Annotated in this window: 21 protein-coding genes; 13 read left to right on the forward strand and 8 right to left on the reverse strand. The window is 65.7% G+C overall.

Annotated features, from left to right (window positions below):
• The coding region (locus tag RM96_RS01855; protein ID WP_039007364.1) for an MFS transporter at positions 1-1238 on the forward strand (1238 nt) is incomplete at its 5' end.
• Between the two features lie 40 nt (positions 1239-1278).
• On the opposite strand, the gene RM96_RS01860 is transcribed toward RM96_RS01855, so the two are convergent.
• The gene (locus RM96_RS01860; RefSeq protein WP_039007084.1) at positions 1279-2412 is read right to left on the reverse strand and encodes a BamA/TamA family outer membrane protein; all 1134 of its coding nucleotides are present in this window, start codon (positions 2410-2412) and stop codon (positions 1279-1281) included.
• Between the two features lie 274 nt (positions 2413-2686).
• Here RM96_RS01860 and purT point away from each other — a divergent pair, with 274 nt between their 5' ends.
• On the forward strand, positions 2687-3892 hold the full coding sequence (gene purT, locus RM96_RS01865) for a formate-dependent phosphoribosylglycinamide formyltransferase (protein ID WP_082016383.1): 1206 nt from the start codon (positions 2687-2689) through the stop codon (positions 3890-3892).
• A 27-nt stretch (positions 3893-3919) separates the two neighbouring features.
• Here the strand turns inward: purT and RM96_RS01870 are convergent, their stop codons facing one another.
• Both RM96_RS01870 and RM96_RS01875 read right to left on the reverse strand, forming a co-directional pair.
• Complete coding sequence (locus RM96_RS01870) at positions 3920-5263, reverse strand: mechanosensitive ion channel family protein (RefSeq protein WP_039007088.1); 1344 nt, start codon at positions 5261-5263, stop codon at positions 3920-3922.
• Between the two features lie 105 nt (positions 5264-5368).
• On the reverse strand, positions 5369-6556 hold the full coding sequence (locus RM96_RS01875; RefSeq protein WP_039007090.1) for an HD-GYP domain-containing protein: 1188 nt from the start codon (positions 6554-6556) through the stop codon (positions 5369-5371).
• A gap of 224 nt (positions 6557-6780) precedes the next feature.
• On the opposite strand from RM96_RS01875, the gene RM96_RS01880 reads away from it, so the two are divergent.
• Positions 6781-7074: a putative quinol monooxygenase gene (locus tag RM96_RS01880; protein WP_039007091.1), complete on the forward strand. Its 294-nt coding sequence runs from the start codon at positions 6781-6783 to the stop codon at positions 7072-7074.
• A gap of 100 nt (positions 7075-7174) precedes the next feature.
• The gene (locus RM96_RS01885; protein WP_039007092.1) at positions 7175-8188 is read left to right on the forward strand and encodes a cysteine synthase A; all 1014 of its coding nucleotides are present in this window, start codon (positions 7175-7177) and stop codon (positions 8186-8188) included.
• 28 nt (positions 8189-8216) lie between these two features.
• Here the strand turns inward: RM96_RS01885 and prpR are convergent, their stop codons facing one another.
• Positions 8217-10196 carry a propionate catabolism operon regulatory protein PrpR gene (prpR, locus tag RM96_RS01890; RefSeq protein ID WP_082016384.1) on the reverse strand — a complete coding sequence of 660 codons (1980 nt, stop codon included), beginning with the start codon at positions 10194-10196 and terminating at the stop codon, positions 8217-8219.
• 269 nt (positions 10197-10465) lie between these two features.
• Between prpR and prpB the strand changes: the two genes are divergently transcribed.
• The 6 genes from prpB (at position 10466) to RM96_RS01920 (ending at position 19505) form a co-directional block, all read left to right on the forward strand.
• Positions 10466-11374 carry a methylisocitrate lyase gene (prpB, locus tag RM96_RS01895; protein WP_039007093.1) on the forward strand — a complete coding sequence of 303 codons (909 nt, stop codon included), beginning with the start codon at positions 10466-10468 and terminating at the stop codon, positions 11372-11374.
• A gap of 87 nt (positions 11375-11461) precedes the next feature.
• Positions 11462-12619 (forward strand): bifunctional 2-methylcitrate synthase/citrate synthase, encoded by a 1158-nt coding sequence (gene prpC, locus RM96_RS01900; protein WP_039007095.1) that lies wholly within the window; start codon positions 11462-11464, stop codon positions 12617-12619.
• A 122-nt stretch (positions 12620-12741) separates the two neighbouring features.
• Complete coding sequence (acnD, locus tag RM96_RS01905; protein WP_039007097.1) at positions 12742-15354, forward strand: Fe/S-dependent 2-methylisocitrate dehydratase AcnD; 2613 nt, start codon at positions 12742-12744, stop codon at positions 15352-15354.
• 125 nt (positions 15355-15479) lie between these two features.
• On the forward strand, positions 15480-16670 hold the full coding sequence (gene prpF / locus RM96_RS01910) for a 2-methylaconitate cis-trans isomerase PrpF (RefSeq protein WP_039007099.1): 1191 nt from the start codon (positions 15480-15482) through the stop codon (positions 16668-16670).
• Between the two features lie 24 nt (positions 16671-16694).
• Entirely contained in the window at positions 16695-18152 is a 1458-nt protein-coding gene (locus RM96_RS01915; RefSeq protein ID WP_039007101.1) for a bifunctional 2-methylcitrate dehydratase/aconitate hydratase, read from the forward strand.
• Between the two features lie 228 nt (positions 18153-18380).
• A complete protein-coding gene (locus RM96_RS01920; protein ID WP_039007103.1) occupies positions 18381-19505 on the forward strand; it encodes an asparaginase in 1125 nt (374 codons plus the stop codon).
• A gap of 238 nt (positions 19506-19743) precedes the next feature.
• Here RM96_RS01920 and RM96_RS01925 read toward each other — a convergent pair whose 3' ends face one another.
• Entirely contained in the window at positions 19744-20217 is a 474-nt protein-coding gene (locus RM96_RS01925; RefSeq protein WP_039007105.1) for a PaaI family thioesterase, read from the reverse strand.
• Positions 20218-20472: 255 nt separating this feature from the next.
• Between RM96_RS01925 and RM96_RS01930 the strand changes: the two genes are divergently transcribed.
• On the forward strand, positions 20473-20658 hold the full coding sequence (locus RM96_RS01930; protein ID WP_052279279.1) for a DUF1289 domain-containing protein: 186 nt from the start codon (positions 20473-20475) through the stop codon (positions 20656-20658).
• Positions 20659-20662: 4 nt separating this feature from the next.
• Here RM96_RS01930 and RM96_RS01935 read toward each other — a convergent pair whose 3' ends face one another.
• The 3 genes from RM96_RS01935 to RM96_RS01945 form a co-directional block, all read right to left on the reverse strand.
• The gene (locus RM96_RS01935) at positions 20663-21382 is read right to left on the reverse strand and encodes an MOSC domain-containing protein (protein ID WP_039007107.1); all 720 of its coding nucleotides are present in this window, start codon (positions 21380-21382) and stop codon (positions 20663-20665) included.
• Positions 21379-22086 carry a glutamine amidotransferase gene (locus RM96_RS01940; protein WP_039007109.1) on the reverse strand — a complete coding sequence of 236 codons (708 nt, stop codon included), beginning with the start codon at positions 22084-22086 and terminating at the stop codon, positions 21379-21381. The genes RM96_RS01935 and RM96_RS01940 overlap by 4 nt, the downstream gene beginning before the upstream one ends.
• A gap of 100 nt (positions 22087-22186) precedes the next feature.
• Complete coding sequence (locus tag RM96_RS01945) at positions 22187-24652, reverse strand: penicillin acylase family protein (RefSeq protein WP_039007111.1); 2466 nt, start codon at positions 24650-24652, stop codon at positions 22187-22189.
• On the opposite strand from RM96_RS01945, the gene RM96_RS38365 reads away from it, so the two are divergent.
• Both RM96_RS38365 and RM96_RS01950 read left to right on the forward strand, forming a co-directional pair.
• Positions 24651-24950 (forward strand): hypothetical protein, encoded by a 300-nt coding sequence (locus RM96_RS38365; protein WP_152624021.1) that lies wholly within the window; start codon positions 24651-24653, stop codon positions 24948-24950. The two genes, RM96_RS01945 and RM96_RS38365, sit on opposite strands and share 2 nt — an antisense overlap.
• A 145-nt stretch (positions 24951-25095) precedes the next feature.
• Complete coding sequence (locus tag RM96_RS01950) at positions 25096-26676, forward strand: isocitrate lyase (RefSeq protein ID WP_039007114.1); 1581 nt, start codon at positions 25096-25098, stop codon at positions 26674-26676.
• Positions 26677-26725 lie beyond the last annotated feature (49 nt).

Below are 26725 nucleotides of genomic sequence, written 5' to 3' on the forward strand. Positions count from 1 at the left end.
ACAACCCCGTCCCTCCCCGCCTCAGCGGCCTTCGCCCCGCCCTCCCCATCCTCCTTGGCGCTTCCGTAATGCTCAGCCTGGCCATGGGCCTGCGCCAGAGCCTGGGCATCTTCATGCCGCCGCTGACGAAGGACATCGGCATTTCCGTCTCGGACTTCACCGTGGCCATCGCGGTGCAGAACCTGGCCTGGGGGCTGCTGCAGCCGCTGGCCGGCGCGTGGGCGACGCGGGTCGGGTTCCGGCCGCTGATGATGAGCGGCTCGCTGCTTTACGTGATCGGCCTGGTCCTGCTCGCCACCTCGCATGGCATGGTTGGGGTGACGCTCGGCGCCGGCGTCGCGATCGGCGCCTCGATGGCCTGCACCGGCAGCGCGATTTCGATGGCGGTGGCAGCGCGCCCGGTGCCGGCGGCCATGCGCAGCACGGTGCTTGGCCTGGTGTCCGGGGCGGGCTCGCTCGGCGCGCTGGTGGCGGCGCCGATCGGACAGGTCGTGGCGCAGGCCCATGGCTGGCGCGTGGGCATCGCGGCATTCGTGGTGCTGGCGCTGGTGATGCTGCCGGCGGCATGGTTTGCCGGCCGTGTGGACCGTTTGCCGGCCCCGGCTCCTGCCGGCACCGGCCAGGACAACGCGCGCCAGGCACTGGGCACGGCGCTGCGCCATGTGCCGTTCCTGGTCATGGCGATGGCGTATTTCGTCTGCGGCATGCAACTGGTCTTCCTGACCACGCACCTGCCCTCCTACCTGGACATCTGCGGCATGGACCCGATGCTGAGCGCCAAGGCGCTTGGCGTGATCGGCGGGTTCAATGTGCTGGGCAGCATCTTCTTCGGCTGGGCCGGCGGCCGGGTCAACAAGCTGATGCTGCTTGGCTGCATCTACACGATTCGCTCGCTGGCGCTGGCCTGGTACTTTTCGTCGACGCCCACGCCATCGAGCACGCTGGTGTTTGCCGCGGTGATGGGCTTCCTGTGGCTGGGCGTGGCGCCGCTGGTGGCGGGCTGGATTGCCGAGACCTTCGGCCTGCGCTGGCAGGCCATGCTGGGTGGCGTGGCCTTCTTCAGCCACCAGATCGGCAGCTTTGCCGGCGCCTTTGGCGGCGGACTTGTGTATGACGCGCTTGGCTCCTACACCGTGGCATGGCAGGCCGGTGTGGCGCTTGGGCTCGTTGCCGGGCTGGCGCAGATTGCGTTTGCTGTCGCCACGCAGCGCCGGCCGCCGCAAATGGCGACGACCTGAGGGCTACTGCGGCCCGTCGCCAGGCCAATGCCTGCCCTCGTCAGCGCCATGCACTGCCCACCTGGATGTAGAACGCGTTCTGGTCCTTGCTGTGCGCCACGTCGATGCCGATCGACACGCCCAGCTTGCGCGCGATCATGTAGCGAAAGCCCGCGCCCACGCTGACGACCGTGGTGGCGTCTGAGAAGTCATGCCAGCGCCCATATGCCTTGCCGGCGCCGGTAAAGCCGAGCACCGACCAGCGCGGCGTCACATCCCAGCGCAGCTCCACTTCTGTGGCAAGCGCGTTGCGGTCCTGGTATCGACCCTTCTGCACGCCACGCAGATCGATGAATGGCTGCGCGTAGAACGGCACGTCGCCGGTGGAAAACCGGGTATCGGCGCGCAGGCCCAGGATCAGCGTACGGGCCAGCGGCAGCCAGGTAAAGCCGCGCGCGTTGTACATATTGAACGTCTGGGTGCTGCCGAAGCCTGCGCGCGCAAACTGCGCCTCGAACTCGGCATAGGTGCCCCGGTTCGGATAGAAGATGTTGTCGCGCGAGTCATAGTCCACCACCAGCCCGCCCTTGCCGATGCGCTGGTCCTTCTCGAAGCTGCCCAGCTCGCCGGCGTTGCCGAATTTGAACGTGGCCGAGGAATCGAACAGCACGTAACGCGGGCCCACATACCAGCGCGAATCGCCGATGCGCACCAGCAGTTGCTGGATCAGCGCAACGCCCTGGAGCTGGTAGGCGCGGGGCTGGTTCAGCAGGCCGAAGTAGTCCAGGTTGGCATTGACCTTGGCAATGCCGCCAAGGTAGCGATAGCGGTCACCGTCCCAGGTGTGGAAGTGGCCCACCCCGGCGCCCCAGGCGCCATTCTCGGTATAGGCGCCGCCTACCACGGTGATGTTCGGCGGCGCCGGCCCCTTGCCGGATGCCCTGGCATTGGCCGCGGCCTCCGCCATCGATTCCGACAGGAACATCAGGCCAAGTCCGAAGCCATAGCCGACCGCCGGCTCGGTGATGATGGTCGGGACGGGCAGCGCGCCCTTGTGGTTGAGCATGAAATCGCTCATGTCGAACATGCCGTCTTCGGGGTCGAAGAAGGTCAGGGGTTTCTTTTCCTCCTTCTCATCCGCAAAGGCCGGGCCGCACGGCACAAGCAGCGCAGCGGCCAGTACGAAGGCCAGCATGGCCCTTCCCGGTCTCCCAAGCACATCAAACCTGTTATTGCTCGCAAGCCCCTGCCTCGATCGTCATATATTGCTGTCAACAGCACATTTCGTACGATAACCAAGGGGCGCCGCTCCAGCGAAGTTAGTTTTCTCAATCCGAGATGTAATTGTTTTGAGTCCGTACGGCACGCCCGGGCGGCTGGCAGCACCGCGCTTGCGCTCCCACCGTCAACGTCCGGCCGTCGCGCCAGCACGTACAATGCCGGTTTTTACCCCGCTCCCGACGTCGAACATGACCACCATCGGTACCCCTCTCTCCCCCTCGGCCACCAAAGTCATGCTGCTCGGCTCCGGCGAACTCGGCAAGGAAGTGCTGATCGCGCTGCAGCGGCTTGGCGTCGAAACCATCGCCGTGGACCGCTATGAAAACGCGCCTGGCCAGCAGGTGGCGCATCATGCCCGCACCATCGCCATGAGCGACCCGGACCAGCTCAAGGCCCTGATCGAAGCCGAGAGGCCCCATCTGGTCGTGCCCGAGATCGAGGCCATCGCCACGCCCATGCTGGAAATGCTGGAAGCGGCCGGCACGGTGCGCGTGATCCCCACCGCCCGGGCCGCGCGCCTGACCATGGACCGCGAAGGCATTCGCCGCCTGGCCGCCGAGACCCTGGGACTGCCGACCAGCCCGTACAAGTTCTGCGACTCGCTGGAGGAGCTGCAGGCCGCGATCGACGGCGGCATCGGCTATCCGTGCGTGGTCAAGCCGGTGATGAGCAGCTCGGGCAAGGGCCAGAGCAAGATCGACGGCCCCGAGGGCGTCAGGGCGGCGTGGGATTACGCCATGGCCGGCGGCCGTGTCAGCCATGGCCGCATCATCGTCGAAGGCTTTATCGACTTCGACTACGAGATCACGCTGCTGACCGTGCGCGCGCCCGGCGCCGATGGCAAGGTGGAAACGCAGTTCTGCGAGCCGATCGGGCACTTGCAGGTCAGCGGCGACTATGTCGAGAGCTGGCAGCCGCATCCGATGCATCCGAAGGCGCTGGAGACCGCGCAGCATATCGCCCGCGCGGTCACCTCCGACCTGGGCGGACAGGGCCTGTTCGGCGTCGAGCTGTTCGTCAAGGGCGAACAGGTCTGGTTCAGCGAAGTCAGCCCGCGTCCGCACGACACGGGCATGGTGACGATGGCCACGCAATGGCAGAACGAGTTCGAACTGCATGCGCGTGCGATCCTTGGCCTGCCGGTCAGCACCGCGCTGCGCGGCCCGGGCGCTAGCGCCGTGATCTATGGTGGCGTGGATGCGCAGGGTGTAGTGTTCGATGGTGTGGATGAGGCCTTGCGCGTGCCCCAAACCGAGGTGCGCCTGTTCGGCAAGCCGGAGAGCTTCACCAAGCGGCGCATGGGGGTGGCGCTGGCCTATGCCGATGACGTGCAAACCGCCCGCACGCGAGCCAGGGAAGCCGCTGGCCGCGTGAAGCCGCGCACCGCAAGCTGACAGAGGAAGCCAGCCCTCGCGGCCGGCTCAGCCAGGATGGCCGATGTGCCCGGTTGGCGCGGCCTGCGCTGTCTGGCCTGAATGGCCCGATTGGGCCTGCACGGCTGCCACCTGGGCCGCCGCCAGCACCGGGCTGATGCGCACGCCGGTCAGGTCGGCACCCGATGGCGCCTGGTAGAGCCGCAGCCCCATCTCGGGCAGGATCGCCAGCAGGTGATCGAATACGTCGCCCTGGATCCGCTCGTAGTCCATCCATGCGGTCAGCGCGGTAAAGCAGTAGATCTCGACCGGAATGCCTTGTGAATCGGGCTCCATCATGCGCACGTTCAGCAGCAGGTCATGGTGGATTTCCGGGTGCGCCTTCAGGTAGGCGATGCCGTAGGCGCGGAAGGTGCCGATATTGGTCAGGCGCCGGCGATTGACCGAATCACTGCCGGCCTCGATCAGCAAGCGGTTGGCCCGGTCGACCTCGGCCTGTTTCTCTTCCAGGTAATCGTGCAGCAGGCGGAAGCGCATCAGCGCGTGGACCTCGTCGTCCTGCAGGAAGCGCACGCTGCCCGCATCCAGCCGCAGCGTGCGCTTGATGCGCCGTGCGCCGGATTCGAACATCTGGCGATAGTTGCGGTAGCTTTCCGAGAACAGCTTGTAGGTGGGCACCGTGGTCACGGTGTTGTCCCAGTTCTGCACCTTGACCGTATGCAGGGCGATGTCCTTGACGTAGCCATCCGCATTGCATTGCGGCATCTCGATCCAGTCGCCGATGCGCAGCATGTCGTTGGACGTCAGCTGGGTGCTGGCCACCAGTGACAGCAGCGTATCCTTGAACACCAGCAGCAGCACCGCCGACAGCGCACCCAGGCCCGACAGCATCCACAGCGGCGAGCGGTCGATCAGGATCGACAGCACCAGCACGGCGCAGATCAGCCCCAGCCCCAGCCGCCCGACCTGGATATAGCCCTTGATCGAGCGTGTCTGCGCGCGCGTGGTGCCGGCGTAGACCTCTTGCCAGGCACTGAGCACGCCACCCAGCATCACGAAGAAGCAGATCCAGGCGCCGGCATGCGTCAGCCGCTCGATGACCTGGGTGTAGCGCCCCAGATGCGGCACCTCGCCGATGCCGAGAGTGACAACAGCGAACCACAGGGTGTAGCCAAAGCGCCGGTAGGCGCGGTGGCGCATCAGCGCCTTCGCCCACGGCTCCTTGCCGGCCACTACCAGCACGCGGCTGGCAAGACGCGCCGCCACGCGTGCCACCAGCCATTGCGACACCGTGGCGATCAGCAACAGGACGGCAAGGTAGAGCGATATCTGCGCCCAGGGATGGGTGGGGATACGTTGCTGGAACAACTCCAGCAGGGCATCGAAAGTCATGGCGGGGGCGGCCGTTAGGAGGTGCTTGGCCACATAGTGTACAAAACGTGGCCACCCTGCCCCGCACATGGCGGCGCCGGCGATGCCCCCGGCCCGCCAATGCCGCTACGCCTGCGGCGCGTACATTGCCATCAGCTTCTCGTCCGTATAGCCCCAGTCGGCCGCGTTTTCGAACGCCACCACGCTGTCATCGCTCTCGTGCAGGTCGATGACTTCGGGCGCCAGCGCGGCGGACTCGGTCACCGAGTAGAACGCCATCACGCGAGGGCGCAGCGGGTCGGCTGCATTCTGGGCGCACACCACCGCCAGCCGGTTCGAGCGCAGCCGCAGCACGGTGCCGAGCGGGTAGATGCCGACGGTACGGGTGAAGGCCTTGAATACGCGGCGGTCGAACAGGGTATCGACACGCACCGCCATGTATTCCATCGCGCGGGCCGGGGACCACTCCTGGTGGCCGGGCCGGCTGGAGGTGAGCGAGTCGTAGGTGTCGCAGATGGCGGCGATCTTGGCGTGCACGCTGAGTTCGCGGCCGACCAGCCCGAACGGGTAGCCACGCCCATCCACGCGTTCGTGGTGGTGCACGCAGACATCGAGCGCGATATTCGAGTACAGCCGCGCCTCGTTCAGGATGCGATAGCCGGCGGACGGATGGCGGCGGATGGCCTCGTCTTCGGCGGGTGTGCGCGAGGCCGCCTTGTGCAGCACGGCTTCGGGCAGCGTCAGCTTGCCGATGTCATGGATCAGCCCGGCCAGGCCGAGTTCGCGCACTTCCTCCTCCGGCAGCTCCAGGGTGCGGCCCAGGGCGATCATCAGCGCGCAGACAGCGAAGGAATGGAGATAGCTGTAGTCGTCCCGTGCTTTCAGCCGCGCCAGCGCGATCAGCGCCTGCGAGTGCCGCGACAACGATTTCGAGGCGGAATCGACCAGCAGCAGCGCGCCGTTGACCTCCAGCGCGCGGCCCATGCGCACGTCGGCAAACATCGAGCCGATGACTGACTTGCCTGACTGCAGCAGCTCGCGCGCGCGGGCGAATTCCGCTTCCAGCGTGCTGGCAGGGACTGCAGGCTCAGGCAGCGCGATTTCAGGAGGCGGTGCCTCGGGGGCCGGCAAGTTGCGGCCCTTGAGGATGTCGATCCAGACTTCCTGCACCCCTGCCGAGCGGATCTGGTTGACCTGATCCTCGCTGTTCAGCAGGAAACGCGCGCGCCAGAACGGATGATTGATCCACGAGCCGCCCAGCCTGGCGACAAACATCCCGACCTGAAGTTGCTCCGCCTTGATTCTTCTCAGCATGCGACGCCCCTCGGATGATGGTTTTCTTGTTCTCGGGGCAGATAACGGCGGCAGCCGGCAGAACTTTAGCGCCACATGGCTGCAATCCCAGGCAGGCCGGGCTTGTCAAGCGGCCGGCGAATGTCCGGACGCCGCCGTCGGGCATTCCGGCAGGCCCGCGCGCCGGCGCTACAATGGCGCGCCAAACGCTCACCAGACGCCAGCCAGACGCTCGCCGGTCATCCATGTCCAGAACGTACACGCTAGTCGGCATCGCCCGCGCCAAGGCCAACCGCCGTGAAGCCCTGGTGTCCCAGCTCACCTCACTGCGCTCGCGCGGCCTGACCGAGCCTGGCTGCCTGAACTACCACGTCGGGCAGGACGCCGAGGATGCCGAAGTCTTCGTCGTCTATATGGTCTGGGACTCCAAGCGAGCGCTCGAATCCCACCTCAACCGCCCCTATATGCGTGACTTTCACGCCACACGACAGGATTTCGTCGAGGGCGATTTCAGCTTCCGCTGGCTGGATGCCGCCTGAAGGCCCGCCCGGGGCTGACTCCCGGCCCTTGCTTGTCAATCCGCCGTACCCCATCTATCACTCTGAATGACGCCCTTGCCGGGCGCGACAGGAGTGCATCATGGACGTCAGGGACGGTTTTGTCGGCACCATCGGGCGCACGCCGCTGATCCGGCTGGGCGGGCTGAGCGCGGCAACCGGCTGCGATATCTACGGCAAAGCCGAATTCCTCAACCCTGGCGGCTCCGTCAAGGACCGCGCGGCCCTCTACATCATCCGCGACGCCGAACGGCGCGGCACCCTCAAGCCGGGCGGCACCGTGATCGAGGGCACCGCAGGCAATACCGGCATCGGCCTGGCGCATATCTGCGCGGCACGCGGCTATCGCTGCATCGTGGTCATTCCGGACACCCAGTCGCCTGAAAAGATGGAGCGCCTGCGCATGCTGGGCGCCGAAGTACGGGCCGTACCCGCCAAGCCCTACGCAGATCCCGGCAACTACCAGAAGATTGCCGGGCGGCTGGCCGAAGAAACCGAAAACGCCATCTGGGCCAACCAGTTCGACAACGTTGCCAACCGCCAGGCGCACTACGAGACCACCGGCCCCGAGATCTGGCATGACACCGCCGGGCGCATCGACGCCTTCACCTGCGCCACCGGCACTGGCGGCTCCCTGGCAGGCGTGGCGCAATGCCTGAAGGAGCGCAGCCACCATGTGCGCATCGTGCTGGCCGACCCGCATGGCAGCGGGCTCTACCATTTCGTGAAACACCGCGAGGTCAAGGCCGAGGGCAGTTCCATCACCGAAGGCATCGGCTCCAGCCGCGTCACCGCCAACCTGGCCGGCGCTCCCATCGACGATGCGGTGCGGATCGATGACCAGAGCTGCGTGGACATGGTCTACCGCCTGCTGCGCGAGGAAGGCCTGTTCGTGGGCGGTTCGTCCGGCATCAACGTGGCGGCGGCGGTCGCGCTGGCGCGCGAGATGGGCAAGGGCCATACCATCGTCACGCTGCTGTGCGACCGGGGCGACCTGTACTTCGGGCGGCTGTTCAACCAGGAATGGCTGGCGGGCAAGGGGCTGGTGCCGGCACCGTTCAAACACGCGGCACATCCGGGCCAGCATGCCGGCTGATAGCGCGTATCCGGCCGGCGTCGCGAAGTCAGGCCGCCTTCAGCCGCCGCCAGAGCGTAGTCGGGCTGATTCCGAGCACATGGCATGCCGCCATGCGGTCGCCGCCGCATTCTTCCAGCACGCGCCGGATATGCTCGACCTCGCTGGCCTGGGCCACGCCGGCAAGCAAGCGGCCGGCACCACGCTGGCGGGCGCCCTTGCCTGCCGGTGTCGATGCAATGACGACATCCTGTGGCAGGCTGGAACCGCCGCCGAACAATTCCGGCGCAGCAGCCTGCAGCTCGCGCAGCATTTCATCGGCCTCCATGCGCCGCCCCGCGACCAGCACGGCGATGCGTTCGGTGACATTTTCCAGTTCGCGGATATTGCCAGGCCAGTCATAGCGGGCCAGCTGCGCGCGGGCCGCGGCCGGCAGCCGTTGGGGCCGCTCAATGGCAAGCCGCTCCTGCGCGCGCCGGTAAAGCAGGTCGGCCAGTTCCGGCAGGTCTTCGGCACGCTCGCGCAGCGGCGGCATTTCGATGCGCAGGATGTTCAGGCGGTAGTACAGGTCCTGCCGGAACGTGCCTACGCGCACCAGCGCCGGCAGGTCGCGGTGGGTGGCGGCGATGACGCGCACGTTGACCGGCACGGCTTCGAGCCCGCCGATCGGCAGCACCTGCTTTTCCTGCAGCACGCGCAGCAGGCGGGTCTGCAGTGCCGGCGGCATGTCGCCGACTTCATCGAGGAACAGCGTGCCGTTGTGCGCGGACTCGAACAGGCCTGCCTTGCCGCCACGGCGCGCGCCGGTAAAGGCGCCCTCTTCGTAGCCGAACAGTTCGCTTTCCAGCAAGGCCTCCGGAAACGCGGCGCAATTGACGGCAACGAACGGGAAGGCGCGGCGCGGGCTGGCATCGTGCATGCCTTGCGCCAGCACCTCCTTGCCGGTGCCGCTCTCGCCGCCGACCAGCACGGTTGAATCGACGGCCGCGTAGCGCCGCGCCAGCTCGCGCAGTTCGGTCATGGCGGCGGAAGTGCCGGCCAGGTCGTCCAGGCTGTAGCGCACGCCGGCGGGTCGCGTGCGGCTGCGCGAGCGCAGGTTGCGGTCCACGCGCTGGATTGCGCTGGCGTCCTGGATGGTCAGCACGGCGCCGGTGGTGCCGGCTTCGCTGGTGATCGGGATACGGTTGACCACCACCATCTTGTCGCCGAGCTTGTGGATGGCTTCGAGTTCCTTGTTGCCGCTCTGCATGACGCCTTCCAGCGCCAGGTTCGGCGCCAGCGTCTGCAGCTTGCGCCCCACTGCGGCCGCGGCGGTAGTGCCGAGAAAGCGCTCCATCGCCGGGTTGAACGACTGGATGCGCCCTTCCGCGTCCACGGCCGCCACGCCTTCGTTCAGGTGCGCCAGGATGGTGTTGACGTAGTCGCGCCGGACCGCCTCGATGCGCCTCAGGCGCGCGGCCTCGATTGCGTCTTCCAGCGCCATGCGCACCGAATTGCCCGAGTACAGGAACACGCCGGTCAGGCCGAACCGGTCGGCCAGGTCAGTCACCAGCCCCGGCCCTACCACGACCTGCACGCCTTCCTGCTTGAGCGCTTTCACGCGCGCCACGGCATCGTCTTCGGTGAGATAGGTATAGGCCGGGATCGAGAGCGAGAACGCCCGCACGAATTCATCAACCTCGGCATAGGTCGACGCATGCGTGACCAGCGCCACTTTCGACGAAATACGCCGGGCGGTGGCCAGCGCACTCATCACGTCGAAACCGGTCACTTTCACCAGCACTACCGGCACGTCCACGTGCTGGCGCAGGTAGGCGCCGTTGGAGCCACCGGCCACCACCACATCGAGCCGGCCTTCGCGGGCCTCGCGGGCGACCGCGCTGGCGGCGGCTTCATAGCCCTTGCCGACGATGCGGAATTCGGCACGGCTGGCGTAGGCGGGAATCAGGTCGGCAAAGGCGCGCGCAAGCCGGCTGATGCCGATGGCCCAGATGCGCGGGCGGGCCGGGGTGGAAACGGGAGGGCTCATCAATGAAACGGGTGGCAACGAACGCGACAACAGGCGTACAGTGCTGGCGATTGTGCGCCGGTCCCGGCTATATTTCAAGCATGAAATCAGCGATTTCAAATTTGAAATGCAAATGCATCGAAATCGATACATCGGGGCTCGCGACGATCGTACCGAATTTCCCGCTAGCCCAGTCCTGACAAGGCCTGGCGGCAGATTCCAAAGAGTCTTCGAGGCGCCTGGCACAGCCCTTGCGCTAATGGCCTGTTCCGTTCACCCACGCAAACGCCATGACCTACTCCGCTTCCGACCTCGCGCGCTCCGCTGGCGCCCGTTTCCGCCAGGCGCTTGCCGACGAGCATCCGCTTCAGGTGGTCGGCACCATCAACGCCAACCACGCCCTGCTGGCCAAGCGCGCCGGCTACCGCGCCATCTACCTGTCGGGCGGCGGCGTCGCGGCCGGCTCGCTGGGCCTGCCCGACCTGGGCATCTCCAACCTGGACGACGTGCTGACCGATGTCCGCCGCATCACCGACGTGTGCGACACCCCACTGCTGGTGGACGTCGACACCGGCTTCGGCGCCTCGGCCTTTAACGTGGCCCGCACCACCAAGTCGCTGATCAAGTTCGGCGCGGCGGCCATGCATATCGAGGACCAGGTCGGCGCCAAGCGCTGCGGGCACCGTCCCAACAAGGAAATCGTCACCCAGGGTGAAATGGTCGACCGCATCAAGGCCGCCGTCGACGCCCGCACCGACGAGAACTTCGTCATCATGGCCCGCACCGATGCGCTGGCCGTGGAAGGCCTGGACAAGGCCATCGAGCGCGCCGTGGCGTGCGTGGAAGCCGGCGCCGACGCCATCTTCCCCGAGGCCATGACCGATCTCGCCATGTATCGCAAGTTCGTCGACGCAGTGAAGGTGCCGGTGCTGGCCAATATCACCGAATTCGGCGCCACACCGCTGTTCACCACCGAGGAACTCGGCGGCGCCGGCGTGTCGATGGTGCTGTACCCGCTGTCGGCCTTCCGCGCGATGAACAAGGCAGCCGAGAATGTCTACGCGGCCATCCGCCGCGACGGCACGCAGAAGAACGTGGTCGATTCCATGCAGACCCGGGCCGAGCTCTACGAGAGCATTGGCTACCACGATTTCGAGCAAAAGCTCGACGCCCTGTTTGCACAAGGCAAGGGCAAGTAAGCAAGACACACAAGCGCGGCCGGGCATGCCCGGCCGTTTGCACAGTTCAGAACAGGCAATACCAGGCATCACATCAAGGAGACCCAGATGTCCGAAGCGCAACCGCTCGCCACTCCCAAGCCCAAGAAATCCGTCGCCCTGTCCGGCGTAGCCGCCGGCAACACCGCGCTGTGCACGGTCGGCCGTACCGGCAACGACCTGCACTACCGCGGCTACGACATCCTCGACATCGCCGACACCTGCGAGTTCGAGGAAATCGCCCACCTGCTGGTGCACGGCAAGCTGCCCAACAAGGCTGAACTGGCCGCCTACAAGGCCAAGCTGAAGTCGCTGCGCGGCCTGCCCGCCAACGTCAAGGCCGCGCTCGAATGGGTCCCGGCCAGCGCCCACCCGATGGACGTGATGCGCACCGGCGTGTCGGTGCTCGGCACCGTGCTGCCGGAGAAGGAAGACCACAACACCCCGGGCGCGCGCGACATCGCCGACCGCCTGATGGCCAGCCTCGGCTCGATGCTGCTGTACTGGTACCACTACAGCCACAACGGCCGCCGCATCGAGGTGGAAACCGACGACGACTCGATCGGCGCACACTTCCTGCACCTGCTGCACGGCGAAAAGCCGTCGGAGCTGTGGGAGCGCGCCATGAACACGTCGCTGAACCTGTACGCGGAGCATGAGTTCAATGCCTCGACCTTCGCCGGCCGCGTGATCGCCGGCACGGGTTCGGACATGTACTCGGCCATCTGCGGCGCCATCGGCGCGCTGCGCGGCCCCAAGCACGGCGGCGCCAATGAAGTCGCGTTCGAGATCCAGAAGCGCTACGACAACCCGGATGAGGCCCAGGCCGACATCACCCGCCGCGTCGAGAACAAGGAAGTCGTGATCGGCTTCGGCCACCCGGTGTACACCATCAGCGACCCGCGCAACCAGATCATCAAGGACGTGGCGAAGAGGCTGTCGAAGGACGCCGGTTCGATGAAGATGTTCGACATCGCCGAGCGCCTGGAAACGGTGATGGGGGACATCAAGAAGATGTTCCCGAACCTGGACTGGTTCAGCGCCGTGAGCTACCACATGATGGGCGTGCCGACCGCGATGTTCACGCCGCTGTTCGTGATTGCCCGCACTTCGGGCTGGGCAGCGCACATTATCGAGCAACGCATCGACAACAAGATCATTCGTCCGAGCGCCAACTACACTGGTCCGGAGGACCTGAAGTTCGTGCCGATCAAGGATCGCAAGTAAGACCGGCTGCCGGTTTGCTCCGCGTCGGGTTGCATTGATCCGGGCCTGCGGGCAAGGGGGTAGTTGGCCGCTGACACTGGGCCACTACCCCTTTTTCATACCAATATTGATTTCCCTACACCATGAATTCTGCAAACCGCAAACCGCTACCGGGCACCAAGCTGGATTACTTCGACGCGCGCGCCGCGGTCGAGGCCATCCAGCCGGGTGCCTACGACAAGCTGCCGTACACGTCGCGCGTGCTGGCAGAAAACCTGGTGCGCCGCTGCGACCCGGCCACGCTGGCCGATTCGCTGAAGCAACTGATCGAGCGCAAGCGTGAGCTCGACTTCCCGTGGTTCCCCGCGCGCGTGGTGTGCCATGACATCCTGGGCCAGACCGCGCTGGTGGACCTGGCCGGCCTGCGCGACGCCATTGCCGACCAGGGCGGCGACCCCGCCAAGGTCAACCCGGTGGTGCCGGTGCAGCTGATCGTCGACCACTCGCTGGCGGTGGAATGCGGTGGTTTCGACCCCGATGCCTTCACCAAGAACCGCGCCATCGAAGACCGCCGCAACGAAGACCGCTTCGATTTCATCGACTGGACCAAGAAGGCGTTCAAGAACGTCGACGTGATCCCGCCGGGCAACGGCATCATGCACCAGATCAACCTGGAAAAGATGTCGCCGGTGATCCACGCCGACAAGGGCGTGGCCTACCCCGATACCTGCGTCGGCACCGACAGCCATACGCCGCACGTTGACGCGCTGGGCGTGATCGCCATCGGCGTGGGCGGCCTGGAAGCCGAGAACGTGATGCTTGGCCGCGCCTCGTGGATGCGCCTGCCGGATATCGTCGGCGTGGAGCTGACCGGCAAGCGCCAGCCCGGCATTACCGCCACCGACATCGTGCTGGCCCTGACCGAATTCCTGCGCAAGGAAAAGGTGGTCGGCGCGTACCTGGAGTTCCGTGGCGAAGGCGCCTCGAGCCTGACGCTCGGCGACCGCGCCACCATCTCCAACATGGCCCCCGAGTATGGCGCCACGGCAGCGATGTTCTTTATCGACAACCAGACCCTCGACTACCTGCGCCTGACCGGCCGCGACGACGAGCAGGTCAAGCTGGTGGAAACCTACGCCAGGACCGCCGGCCTGTGGGCGGACTCGCTGAAGCACGCCGAGTACGAGCGGGTGCTGACGTTCGACCTCTCGAGCGTGGTGCGCAATATGGCCGGCCCGTCGAACCCGCACAAGCGCCTGCCGACGTCGGACCTGGCCGAGCGCGGCATCGCCGTCGACCTGGACAAGGCCCGCGCGCAGGAAGCCGAAGGCCTGATGCCCGATGGCGCAGTGATCATCGCCGCCATCACCAGCTGCACCAACACCAGCAATCCGCGCAACGTGATTGCCGCCGCCCTGCTGGCACGCAACGCCAACGCGCGCGGCCTGACCCGCAAGCCGTGGGTCAAGTCCTCGCTTGCGCCCGGCTCCAAGGCCGTTGAGCTTTACCTGGAAGAAGCAAACCTGCTGCCGGACCTGGAGAAGCTCGGCTTCGGCATCGTCGCCTTTGCCTGCACCACCTGCAACGGCATGTCGGGCGCGCTGGATCCGAAGATCCAGCAGGAAATCATCGACCGCGACCTGTACGCGACGGCAGTGCTCTCGGGCAACCGCAACTTCGACGGCCGCATCCACCCGTACGCCAAGCAGGCCTTCCTGGCCTCGCCGCCGCTGGTGGTGGCCTACGCCATTGCCGGCACCATCCGCTTCGATATCGAGAAGGACGTGCTGGGCACGGACCAGGACGGCAAGCCGGTGACGCTGAAGGATATCTGGCCGACCGACGAAGAGATCGACGCGATCGTGGCGCAGAGCGTGAAGCCCGAGCAGTTCCGCAAGGTCTACGACCCGATGTTCAGCTTCGCGGTGGACAACGGCGAGAAGATCAGCCCGCTGTACGACTGGCGTCCGCAGAGCACCTACATCCGCCGCCCGCCCTACTGGGAAGGCGCGCTGGCCGGCGAGCGCACGCTCAAGGGCCTGCGTCCGCTGGCGGTGCTGGGCGACAACATCACGACCGACCACCTGTCGCCGTCCAACGCCATCCTGCTGGACAGCGCCGCCGGCGAGTACCTGGCGAAGATGGGCCTGCCCGAGGAGGACTTCAACTCCTACGCGACGCACCGCGGCGACCACCTCACCGCGCAACGCGCCACCTTTGCCAACCCGACGCTGATCAATGAAATGGCCGTGGTCGACGGCAAGGTGAAGAAGGGTTCGCTGGCGCGCGTCGAGCCGGAAGGCAAGGTCGTGCGCATGTGGGAAGCCATCGAGACCTACATGGACCGCAAGCAGCCGCTGATCATCGTCGCCGGCGCCGACTACGGCCAGGGTTCGTCGCGTGACTGGGCGGCCAAGGGCGTGCGGCTGGCGGGCGTGGAAGTGATTGTGGCCGAAGGCTTCGAACGCATCCACCGCACCAACCTGATCGGCATGGGCGTGCTGCCGCTGGAGTTCAAGCCCGGCGTGAACCGCACCACGCTCGGCCTCGACGGCACCGAGACCTACGATGTGCAAGGCGAACGCAAGCCGCGCGCCGACCTGACGCTGGTGATCCATCGCAAGAACGGCGAGCGCGTGGAAGTGCCGGTAACCTGCCGCCTCGACAGCGATGAGGAAGTGTCGATCTACGAAGCCGGCGGCGTGCTGCAGCGCTTCGCGCAGGACTTCCTGGAGTCGACCAAGGCGGCGGCCTAAGGCACTGTACGCTCCCCTCTCCCGCTTGCGGGGAAGGGGAGCAAACAAGCGCCGCGCTTTGCTACCCTCTGGATTGACTCCTAAGCTGTGATAAGGCCCCTGGCCTAACTCGGACAAAGATTTCCATGGCCCACGTACCCCAGATCAAAATCCCCGCTACCTACATCCGTGGCGGCACCAGCAAAGGCGTGTTCTTCCGCCTGCAAGACCTGCCCGAGAGCGCACAAGTCCCCGGTCCGGCACGCGATGCGCTGCTGATGCGCGTGATCGGCAGCCCCGACCCCTACGGCAAACAGATCGATGGCATGGGCGCTGCCACGTCGAGCACCAGCAAGACGGTCATCCTCTCGAAGAGCAGCCGGCCGGACCACGATGTCGACTACCTGTTCGGCCAGGTTTCGATCGACCAGCCCTTCGTCGACTGGAGCGGGAACTGCGGCAATCTTTCTGCCGCCGTCGGCCCTGCCGCCATCAGCGGCGGCCTGGTCGACCCTGCCCGCATCCCGCAGAACGGTGTCGCCATCGTGCGCATCTGGCAGGCCAATATCGGCAAGACCATCATCGGCCACGTGCCCATCACCAACGGCGAAGTGCAGGAAACCGGTGATTTCGAACTGGACGGCGTGACCTTCCCCGCCGCTGAAGTTCAGCTCGAGTTCATGGACCCCGCCGCCGAGGAAGAGGGCACCGGCGGCGCGATGTTCCCGACCGGCAATGTGGTGGACGACCTGGAAGTGCCGGGCGTCGGCACGCTGAAGGCCACCATGATCAACGCCGGCATTCCGACCATCTTCGTCAATGCGGAGAGCATCGGCTACACCGGCACCGAGCTGCAGGACGCCATCAACAGCGACACCAGGGCGCTGGCGATGTTCGAGACCATCCGCGCCTACGGTGCGCTGCGCATGGGCCTGATCAAGGACGTGGACGAGGCCGCCAGGCGCCAGCACACGCCGAAGGTCGCTTTTGTCGCCAGGCCGGTGGACTATGTGGCGTCCAGCGGCAAGAAGGTGGCAGCAGCCGATGTCGACCTGCTGGTGCGCGCGCTGTCGATGGGCAAGCTGCACCATGCCATGATGGGCACGGCAGCGGTCGCGATCGGCACCGCCGCGGCAATCCCCGGCACGCTGGTCAACCTGGCGGCGGGCGGCGGCGAGCGCAATGCGGTACGCTTCGGTCATCCGTCCGGCACGCTGCGCGTGGGCGCGGAGGCGCAACAGGTCGATGGCGAATGGGTGGTCAAAAAGGCCATCATGAGCCGCAGCGCCCGTGTGCTGATGGAAGGCTGGGTACGCGTGCCGGGGGATGCCTTCTGACCAACCACTGAAGCGGTGAGGCCTATGTCTGCTCCTGACACACAGTCTGCCAGTCGCCCCGACCCGGACCCCGTGCTGGTCGACATCGTCGACTATGTCACCGGGTACGAGATCAAGAGCGGCCTCGCCTACGACACCGCGCGCAACTGCCTGATCGACACGCTCGGATGCGGGCTGGAAGCGCTGTCTTACCCTGCCTGCACCAAACTGCTGGGCCCCGTTGTCCCGGGCACGATCGTGCCCAACGGCGCGCGGGTGCCCGGCACCCAGTTCCAGCTCGACCCCGTTCAAGCCGCTTTCAATATCGGCACGATGATCCGCTGGCTGGACTTCAATGACACCTGGCTGGCGGCCGAATGGGGCCATCCGTCGGACAACCTCGGCGGCATCCTGGCCACCGCCGACTGGATTTCGCGCAGCAACGTCGCAGCCGGCCGCAAGCCGCTGACCATGAAGGCCGTGCTTGCGGCCATGATCAAGGCGCACGAAATCCAGGGCTGCATCGCGCTGGAAAACTCGTTCAACAAGGTCGGGCTGGACCACGTGGTGCTGGTCAAGGTGGCCTCGACCGCCGTGGTCGCCCAGATGCTGGGCCTGTCGCGCGACGAGATCCTCAATGCCGTGTCGCTGGCGTGGGTGGATGGCCAGAGCCTGCGCACCTACCGCCACGCGCCCAACACCGGCAGCCGCAAGAGCTGGGCGGCCGGCGACGCCACCAGCCGCGCAGTGCGGCTGGCGCTGATCGCCCGGACCGGCGAGATGGGCTACCCGTCGGTATTGACCGCAAAGACCTGGGGCTTCTACGACGTGCTGTTCAAGGGGCAGCCGTTCAGATTCCAGCGCCCCTACGGCTCGTACGTGATGGAGAACGTGCTGTTCAAGATCTCGTTCCCGGCCGAATTCCATGCACAGACCGCCGTGGAAGCCGCCATGACGCTGCATGGCGCGCTGGCCGGTGCCGGCAAGAGCGCGGCCGATATCAAGCGCGTCACCATCCGCACGCACGAGGCCTGCCTGCGCATCATCGACAAGACCGACCCGCTGAACAATCCCGCTGACCGCGACCACTGCATCCAGTACATGGTGGCGGTGCCGCTGCTGTTTGGCCGCCTGACCGCCGAGGACTACGAGGACAAGGTAGCGGCCGACCCGCGTATCGACGCACTGCGCGCGAGGATCGTCTGCGTCGAAGACAAGTCATTCACCGCCGACTACCACGACCCGGACAAGCGCTCGATCGCCAATGCACTGACCATCGAACTGGACGACGGCACGGTACTGGACGAGGTAATGGTCGAGTACCCCATCGGCCACAAGCGCCGCCGGGCCGAAGGGATGCCGCTGCTGGTCGAGAAATTCAGGACGAACCTGGCCCGCCGCTTCCCTCCCAGGCAGCAGCAAGCCATCCTGGCCGTGTCGCTCGACCAGGCCAGGCTGGAAGGCGTGGCGGTCAACGAATACCTCGATATGTATGCGATTTGAGTTATCGCCCCGGCATCTTCATGCCGAATCGGCATAACCCTTTCACAGAGGCTCCCGCGGCAAATTCTCCTAACGTATAGTCTCTGCCGCTGCCCGTTCGTGGCCCTGGAAAACAGGTCCGTGGCGGGCAGCCACGAGACTGAACACGGACGACCCTGCTCCACCCAAAAGGCATGCCGTGTCGTTCCTATACGTGCCTACACGTTCGTATATATACCGAGGAGAATCATGAAACATCTTGCCCGCGCCAGCATGCTGGCCGCTGCCCTGCTCTCGGCCAGCCTGATCACCGGCACTGCCCACGCGCAGCTCGCACCCGCCGCACAACCGTCCGCCGCACCTGCCACCGCACCGGCCGAAGCCCGCAAGGCCAATATCGTCATCATCGGCACCGGCGGGACCATCGCCGGCGCGGGTGCTTCCGCCACCAATACCGCGGCATACCAGTCGGCCGTGGTGCCGGTGGACAAGATCATCGCCTCGGTGCCCGAGATCTCGAAGGTCGCCAACGTCAAGGGCGAGCAGATCTTCCAGATCGGCTCGGAAAGCTTCAACAACGAACGCCTGCTCAAGCTGGGCAAGCGCGTCTCCGAGCTGCTCAAGCAGCCGGATGTCGACGGCATTGTCATCACGCACGGCACCGATACTATCGAGGAAACGGCCTACTTCCTGAATCTGACGCTCAAGAGCGACAAGCCAGTGGTGGTCGTCGGCTCGATGCGCCCGGGCACGGCGCTGGGCGCGGACGGCGCGCTCAACCTGTACGACGCCGTGCTGGTTGCATCCAACCCGGCCTCCAGGGGCAAGGGCACGCTGGTGATACTGAACGACGAAATCCATACCGGCCGTGACGTCACCAAGAGCAATACCTTCAAGACTGAGACTTTCCGCTCGCCGTTCGGCCCGCTCGGCTACGTGGTCGAAGGCCGCACGCTGTACTACCGCTTGCCGGCGCGCCCGCACACCATGCAGACCGAGTGGGACATCGACAAGATCGACAAGCTGCCTGAAGTCGCCGTGGTCTATGCCTACGGCAACGTCAACCCGGCCAGCATCGACGCTGCCGTGAAGAACGGCGCCAAGGCCATCGTCTATGCCGCGACCGGCAATGGCAGCGTCGGCGACTACATGGTCGAGCCGCTCAAGGCCGCCCGCGCGAAGGGCGTGCAGATCGTGCGCGCCTCGCGCACCGGTAGCGGCGTGGTGATCCGCAATGCCGAGCAGCCGGATGACAAGTACGACTGGATCGTCACCGACGACCAGCTGCCGCAGAAGGCCCGCATCCTGATGGCGCTGGCGCTGACGAAGAGCAACGACAGCAAGGCGCTGCAGCAGATCTTCTGGAAGTACTGATCGGAACGGGCCGGCACAGCGTTGCGCTGCTCGCCGGCCTGACCCGGGGCGGCAGAGCGCCCTGCCTGCCGCCCGACCGAAATCCAGATTCACTTGCTGGATGCCTTGCCCTGCCAGAAGTGAAACCCATTCAAATACCGCAACCCTGTAAGGTGAGTCGGTATGTTTTCAGGCCGTTAATTGCAAATTATCGAGAACGCAGGCTCACGCCTGCCTCATTCTGCCGGTCTCTGCCCGGTCAGAACATTGCGCTCGACATCAGCGCCTTGGCCACGAGCACGCCCTCATCCGGTGCTTCCGCGTAGACCGCAATATCGCTGACCACCTGCCGCCGGCCGCGGCGGACCACGGTTGCCACGGCGCGCAGGGTGGCGGCCTGGGCCGGCGCCAGGTACTGGACGGTCAGCGAACTGGTCGCCCCGCCCCGCACCTCGTCTCCATTCGCGCCGGATGCGGCTGCCGCGGCGCCTGCGATATCGATCAGCGTGGCGATGACGCCGCCGTGGACGATGCTCCCATGGGTCACGTTCGTCGTCAGGAACGGCAGCACCAGCTCGACGTGCTCCGGCTCGATGACTTCCAGCCGGATGCCCAGCCCGCGGGCCACGGGCGAATTCATCAGCACGTTTTCCACCATATGCCGCATGCGCGGGTCGATGGCGCCGTTCTGGCTTGTCTTGCGGGGCAGCAGTCTTGCGATGGCTTGCGGCATGTTCACGCTCCTGGATCCAGTCGTTGGTGACCTGCCTGAAGCGTAGGCGGGCGCAAGCAGCGCCTCAATTACCCCGCACGTAATGATTTCAATACGCCGGAAAAGCGGCCAACCGTGCGACCGGCGGCCAGCGCGGGCGCGTTTATAATGTGCGGCCACTCGCCCAACCCGATCCAGATGCCGTCCTTGCCGTCCAGCGCACCCGATTCCGCTCCGACCTGTGCCGAAAGCGTCACCAGCGCAGCGGAGACCGGCCTGTCCGACCGTCCGGACAGCCCCTGCATCGGCATCTGCTCCACGCTGTTCGACGAAATCTGCCAGGGCTGCGGCCGGACTGCGGCCGAAGTCAGCAACTGGGTGTTCTTCAGCGACGAAGAAAAACAGGCCGTGTGGGAGCGCATTACGCGCGAAGGCTCGGCGCGTCGCTTTCGCGAGGGCTGAAGGCTCAGCCTCCTGCGAGCCGCCGTTCCATGTCTTCGACTTCGCGTTTTGCCACGCGCTCGCGGGCGAGCTTGCGCCAGTTCTCTGCCAGCGGTACGAGTCCGGCCATCTCTGCCAGCGCCGCGTAGTCCAGGCGATCGACGTAAAGCACGCGCAATAGTCGTTGCAGCGTCCAGCCGGGACATGCCCGCTCCACGAGTTGCAGCGTGCCACCCGCGCTGACCTCGCCCTCCTCCACCACACGGTAGTACCAGCCCGTGCGCAGGCTGTGCTGCACGGCACGCGACATGCCGCCGTGACCGAAGCGGTGATTGAGCTTCCAGCACGGCTGGCGTGCCTGCGAAACCTCGACCAGCGCAGTGCCAAGCCGGAAGCGGTCGCCAATGCAGATATCGGCCTCGGTCAGCCCGGTTGTGCTCAGATTCTCGCCAAACGCGCCGGGCCGAGCCAGGACCTTTGCCGCTTCCCCGGATTCCCCTGACAGCTCATCACGCCAGGCGCCGTAGTAGTCGTAGGCGTAGTGATGCAGGGCCTTTTCCGGGCCGCCGTGGTGTTTGGGATCGCCCTGCCCGTCTCCGGCAAGGCCCAGCGTCGTGACGCGGACCGGGCCAGCCACCGGCAATTTGCCGATCCCGCTGGGCAGGCCTTTCGGGCCGAACGGCCGGACCTGGCCCGTCAGGACCGCACCGATCATGACCGGCTGCGGCCAAGCTGCAGTTGTCATAGCCCGGCCTCGTCCAGCCAGCGCGCGAACATCCGTTGGCCCGCCGCCGCAACGGTGGCGCCGACTTCCGCGGTGCGCGCGCGAATCGTGCGCGGGTCGATGCCGGCCTTGGCAAGCTCGACCGTATGGCCGATCAGCCAGGCTTCGATATCGCGCGGCATCACTTCGGGATGAAACTGCAGGGCCAGCACCTGCTTGCCGATGGCGTAGGCCTGGTGCGGCACGGCCGCCGTCGAGGCCAGCAATTGCGCGCCCGGCGGCAGGTCGAATGTATCGCCGTGCCAGTGCAGGACTTCCCAGCCCGCGCCGCCCAGTTCCGCCAGTGCGGACTGCTGTCCGGCCTCGGTCGGCGTGATGGGCGCCCAGCCGATCTCGCGCGTGCCCGGATAGACGCGCGCTCCCGCCGCGCGGGCAATCAGCTGCGCCCCGAGGCAAACCCCGATCATCTTCCCGCCTGCCGCCAGCCGCCGCCGGATCAGGGCGATTTCAGCTTCGAGCCATGGATAGGCGTCGGTCTCGTAGACGCCGATCGGGCCGCCCAGCACCAGCAGCAGATCGGGCGGATTCTCTGCAACCGGTTGCAGGTCGTCCACGCCGGCCTGGAAGACCTTCAGCGTGTGCCCGCGTGCGCGCAGGGCTTCGGCGATCACGCCACCGTGTTCAAAGGCGACGTGCTGGATGACATGGGTGGTGCGGGTGGCCATCAGGCGCTCCTGTCAGGTCCGGAGGGCCACCATGTTAGCGTCAATCCCGTAATGCCGTGAAAACCCTGTTCGCCGGTGCTGTATCACAGCGTGATGCGATTCACTTTGCGGCGCCGGCAGGTGCAAGCACCAGCGTTTCGAACGCTTCCTGCCCCGGCGTGCGGCGCCCGTGCGGGATGGTGAAGTACTGTACGGCCGCCCATTTGCCGGTCCAGTCACGATAGTGCGGCGAGAGCGCGTTGCCGGACTGCCCGGTCGAATCCATGAAGCGGGACCCGTCCAGGTCGGACAAATCGTAGAGGGCGCGCACGCTCGCTGCATGCGTGCTTTCGAACGGTGCTTTCTCGTCGCGCAGGTTGTGCCGGCCAACATTGACTGTATATGTGTCACCGCCGGTCGGCACGCGCAGGTTGAAGAGGCTTGCCAGGTACTGCACCTTGCCAAACGGCTTGTGTTCCGAGCGCGCGGTGTGCGCCTCGCCCCAGCGCCAGTGTTCCGGCTTGCTGCCATAGCGGCGGTCGAGGTCCGCGATGGCACTTTCCCAGGCATCGCCAATGGCATCGCTGCAGGTCTCCGTCTCAGGCGTGGTCGACTTGTCGCACCAGAACCTGCCCAGTCCGCGCTGGTCGCGCAGGATGTTCAGCATCGGCTGCTGGACATTGCGCTGCTCCCACATGCGGGCGAACAGCGCATCGCCGACCTTGTCCTCGAACAGCCGCCGCGACAGCGCGCGCAGCCACGCCGTGACCACCAGCGGCTCGGTGCGGTCGGCGTCCATGGTGCCGTCCCACTTGCGCAGTGCCTCGAACAGGGCGCGCTCGCGTTCGGGGCGGGACGCGTCCCTGCTGACCGGCGCGGCCAGCAGCGGCGGCAAGGCGTCACGCACGGCCAGCGAGACCACGTCTTTCTGGATGGCGCCGAAGCTGTCCAGCGTGTGGCGCGGCGTGGCCGCCAGCAGCGCGCTGATGCGCTGGTAGCGGTACGGCACCGTCCATTCGCTGGTGATGAAGTACGGATAGTCAGGGCCGACGATGCGCTGGTTGGCGGTCGCGATGATGCCGTCCGGCGGGTTATAGCTGCGCGGCAGCTGATCGAACGGGATGAAGCCGGTCCAGTCGTAGCGCGCATCCCAGCCCGGCGCGGGCGCAAGCCCCTTGAGATCGTTGTCGGCCCGGCGCAGCGGCACGCGGCCCGGCGCAATGAAGCCGATATTGCCGTCGACATCGGCATAGACGATGTTCTGCTGCGGCGCGTGGAAGTCACGCAGCGCCTCGGTGAATGTGGCCCAGTCGCTGGCCACGTTCATCTTCAGGCCGGCCTGGAAAGTGCGGTCGTCCGCGCGCAGCGCGGTCCACTGGAAGGCGACGACGTACTGCGCGCCGAACGGTGCCGCCGCAGCCGCGACCGGCTCGGCCACATCCGAAATCACCGGCCCGTGACGCGTGGCGCGGACGTTCAGCGCGACATCGGGTGCGCCCTTGACGTGGATGGTCTCCGTGCGCGTAACGAAGGGCGCCCAGCCGTCGGGCGTCTGGTAGCTGTCGCCATTGCCCGGTTGCAGCCGTTCGATATACAGGTCCTGCACATCCGGCGCGGTGTTGGTGAGGCCCCACGCAATGCGCTGGTTGTGGCCGAGCACGACTATCGGCGCGCCGGGCAGCGTCGCCCCGGTCACGTCCAGTCCGGGCGCCTGCAGCCGGGCGAAATACCACAGTGCCGGGGCCTGCAGACCCAGGTGCGGATCGTTGGCCAGCATCGGCTTGCCCGATTGCGTATGGGCGCCGGACACCACCCAGTTGTTCGAGCCCATGCCCTCGACATAGCTGGCCGGCGCCTTCTGCTGGATGCTGGCCATCGCGGTCGCCAGCGGCGCCAGGTGCCGGTACAGATTGCCATAGTCCATGGTGCGCACCGGGCGCTCGCCCGGATATGGCGCCAGCAGTTCGTTGATGCGCGCCACCGGCAGCACCTGCGACAGGCTCATGCGCAGTGTTTCCTGCGTCCAGTTGGCCCCGAGGTCCCAGGCCATCATGGTCTGCCAGCCGAGCGTGTCGGCCGGCTCCCAGTGTTCAGGGCGGGTGCGCAGGATCAGGAATTCTGGCGGCAGCGGCTCCTTGCGGCTGTCGATATAGGCGTTCACGCCGTCCGCATAGGCTTGCAGCGCGGCGCGGGTTTCCGGCGAACTCTGGGCGAGGATGGCTTCGGCATTCCTGCGGACGCCCAGCGTACGCAGGAACTTGTCGGTATCGAGCGCACTGGGGCCGAGGATTTCTGCAAGCCGGCCGGCCACGACGCGCTTGTTCATCTGCATCTGCCAGAGCCGGTCCTGCGCGTGGACAAAGCCGAGTGCGTACCAGGCGTCGAGCTTGCTCCCCGCGCGGATGTGCGGCACGGCATTGGCATCGCGCACGATCGTGACCCTGTCGCGCAGGCCAGGCAGCTTCAGAGTGCCGGCGGTGTCAGGCTGCGAGGCCTGCCGATACCAGGCAAATCCGCCCACGGCGCCCGCCACGGCCAGCAAACCCAGCAGCAACACCACCCTGGCTAGTCGTCGGAACCAGCGCATGCCCTTCTCCCGTTTTGTTTGCGCGCATTATGAGCGCAAACAATGGTTCATCGCCGATCTGCGTGATTCCTTGAGGGTAGAAGGGCTGACGGCCGAGTCCGCCCAGTTCGTTCGACATACCTCTGCAAAATCCCCCCAGCTATCGTTGCTCGACCATCCTTGCGTGCCTCTGCCTCCGGCACCTGAAAGGGCTTTTCACATTGCGGAATTCACGCCGAGTTTCCCCAGCGCTGTGTTTTCGTTTCGTAAAAACTCATTCCACATCGCAAAATTTGTCGTCTATCTTATTGAAAAATAAGGATAAACCAACTCTTATGTCTTATATAAGACATAGCCGTAACGGGTCAAAAGCGCCATACAATGAGTCCACGCTGCTTGCTTCGACATCCGTAGCGGCACACGCGACCATTTCTTCAAACGCGCTTTCTTCTTAGGAAATTCCCATGGCCCAGTATCAAGACGACATCAAGGCAGTTGCAGGTTTGAAAGAGAACCACGGCAGCGCATGGAATGCCATCAACCCCGAGTATGCTGCCCGCATGCGTGCCCAGAACAAGTTCAAAACGGGCCTGGACATCGCCAAATACACCGCCAAGATCATGCGCGCCGACATGGCCGCCTACGATGCCGACTCGTCCAAGTACACCCAGTCGCTGGGTTGCTGGCACGGCTTCATCGGCCAGCAGAAGATGATCTCCATCAAGAAGCACTTCAACAGCACCGACCGCCGCTACCTGTACCTGTCCGGCTGGATGGTGGCCGCGCTGCGCTCAGAGTTCGGCCCGCTGCCGGACCAGTCGATGCACGAGAAAACCTCCGTCAGCGCGCTGATCCGCGAGCTGTACACCTTCCTGCGCCAGGCCGACGCCCGTGAACTGGGCGGCCTGTTCCGCGAGCTGGACGCTGCCACAGGGCCTGCCAAGGCCGCCATCCAGGCAAAGATCGACAACCACGTCACTCACGTAGTGCCCATCATCGCTGACATCGATGCGGGTTTCGGCAACGCCGAAGCAACGTACCTGCTGGCCAAGCAGTTCATCGAAGCGGGCGCATGCTGCATTCAGATCGAAAACCAGGTGTCCGACGAGAAGCAGTGCGGCCACCAGGATGGCAAGGTCACCGTGCCGCACGAGGACTTCCTGGCCAAGATCCGCGCCATCCGCTACGCCTTCCTGGAACTGGGTGTGGACGACGGCGTCATCGTGGCCCGTACCGACTCGCTGGGTGCTGGCCTGACCAAGCAAATCGCCGTGACCACCACGCCGGGCGACCTGGGCGACCAGTACAATTCCTTCCTCGATTGCGAGGAATTGTCGGCCGACCAACTGGGCAATGGTGACGTCATCATCAAGCGCGACGGCAAGCTGCTGCGTCCCAAGCGCCTGCCCAGCAACCTGTTCCAGTTCCGCGCCGGCACGGGCGAAGCGCGCTGCGTACTGGATTGCGTCACCGCACTGCAAAACGGCGCTGACCTGCTGTGGATCGAAACCGAAAAGCCGCATATCGCCCAGATCGGCGGCATGGTCAGCGAGATTCGCAAGGTCATCCCGAACGCCAAGCTGGTCTACAACAACAGCCCGTCGTTCAACTGGACCCTGAATTTCCGCCAGCAGGCGTATGACGCGATGAAGGCCGCGGGCAAGGATGTATCGGCATACGAGCGCACCCAGCTGATGAGCGTGGAATACGATCAGACCGAACTGGCGAAGCTCGCCGACGAAAAGATCCGGACCTTCCAGGCCGACGCGTCGCGCGAAGCAGGTATCTTCCACCACCTGATTACGCTGCCGACCTACCACACCGCCGCACTGTCGACCGACAACCTGGCCAAGGAATACTTCGGCGACCAGGGCATGCTCGGTTATGTGGCTGGCGTGCAGCGCAAGGAAATCCGCCAGGGCATCGCCTGCGTTAAGCACCAGAACATGTCCGGCTCGGACATCGGCGACGATCACAAGGAGTATTTCAGCGGCGAAGCGGCCCTGAAAGCGGCGGGTAAAGACAACACCATGAACCAGTTCTGATACCGGTAAAACCCCCAGGCAAAACGCCAACCCATAACGGGTTGGCGTT

Origin of the sequence: Cupriavidus sp. IDO, assembly GCF_000812465.1 — a bacterium.
Taxonomy (GTDB): domain Bacteria; phylum Pseudomonadota; class Gammaproteobacteria; order Burkholderiales; family Burkholderiaceae; genus Cupriavidus.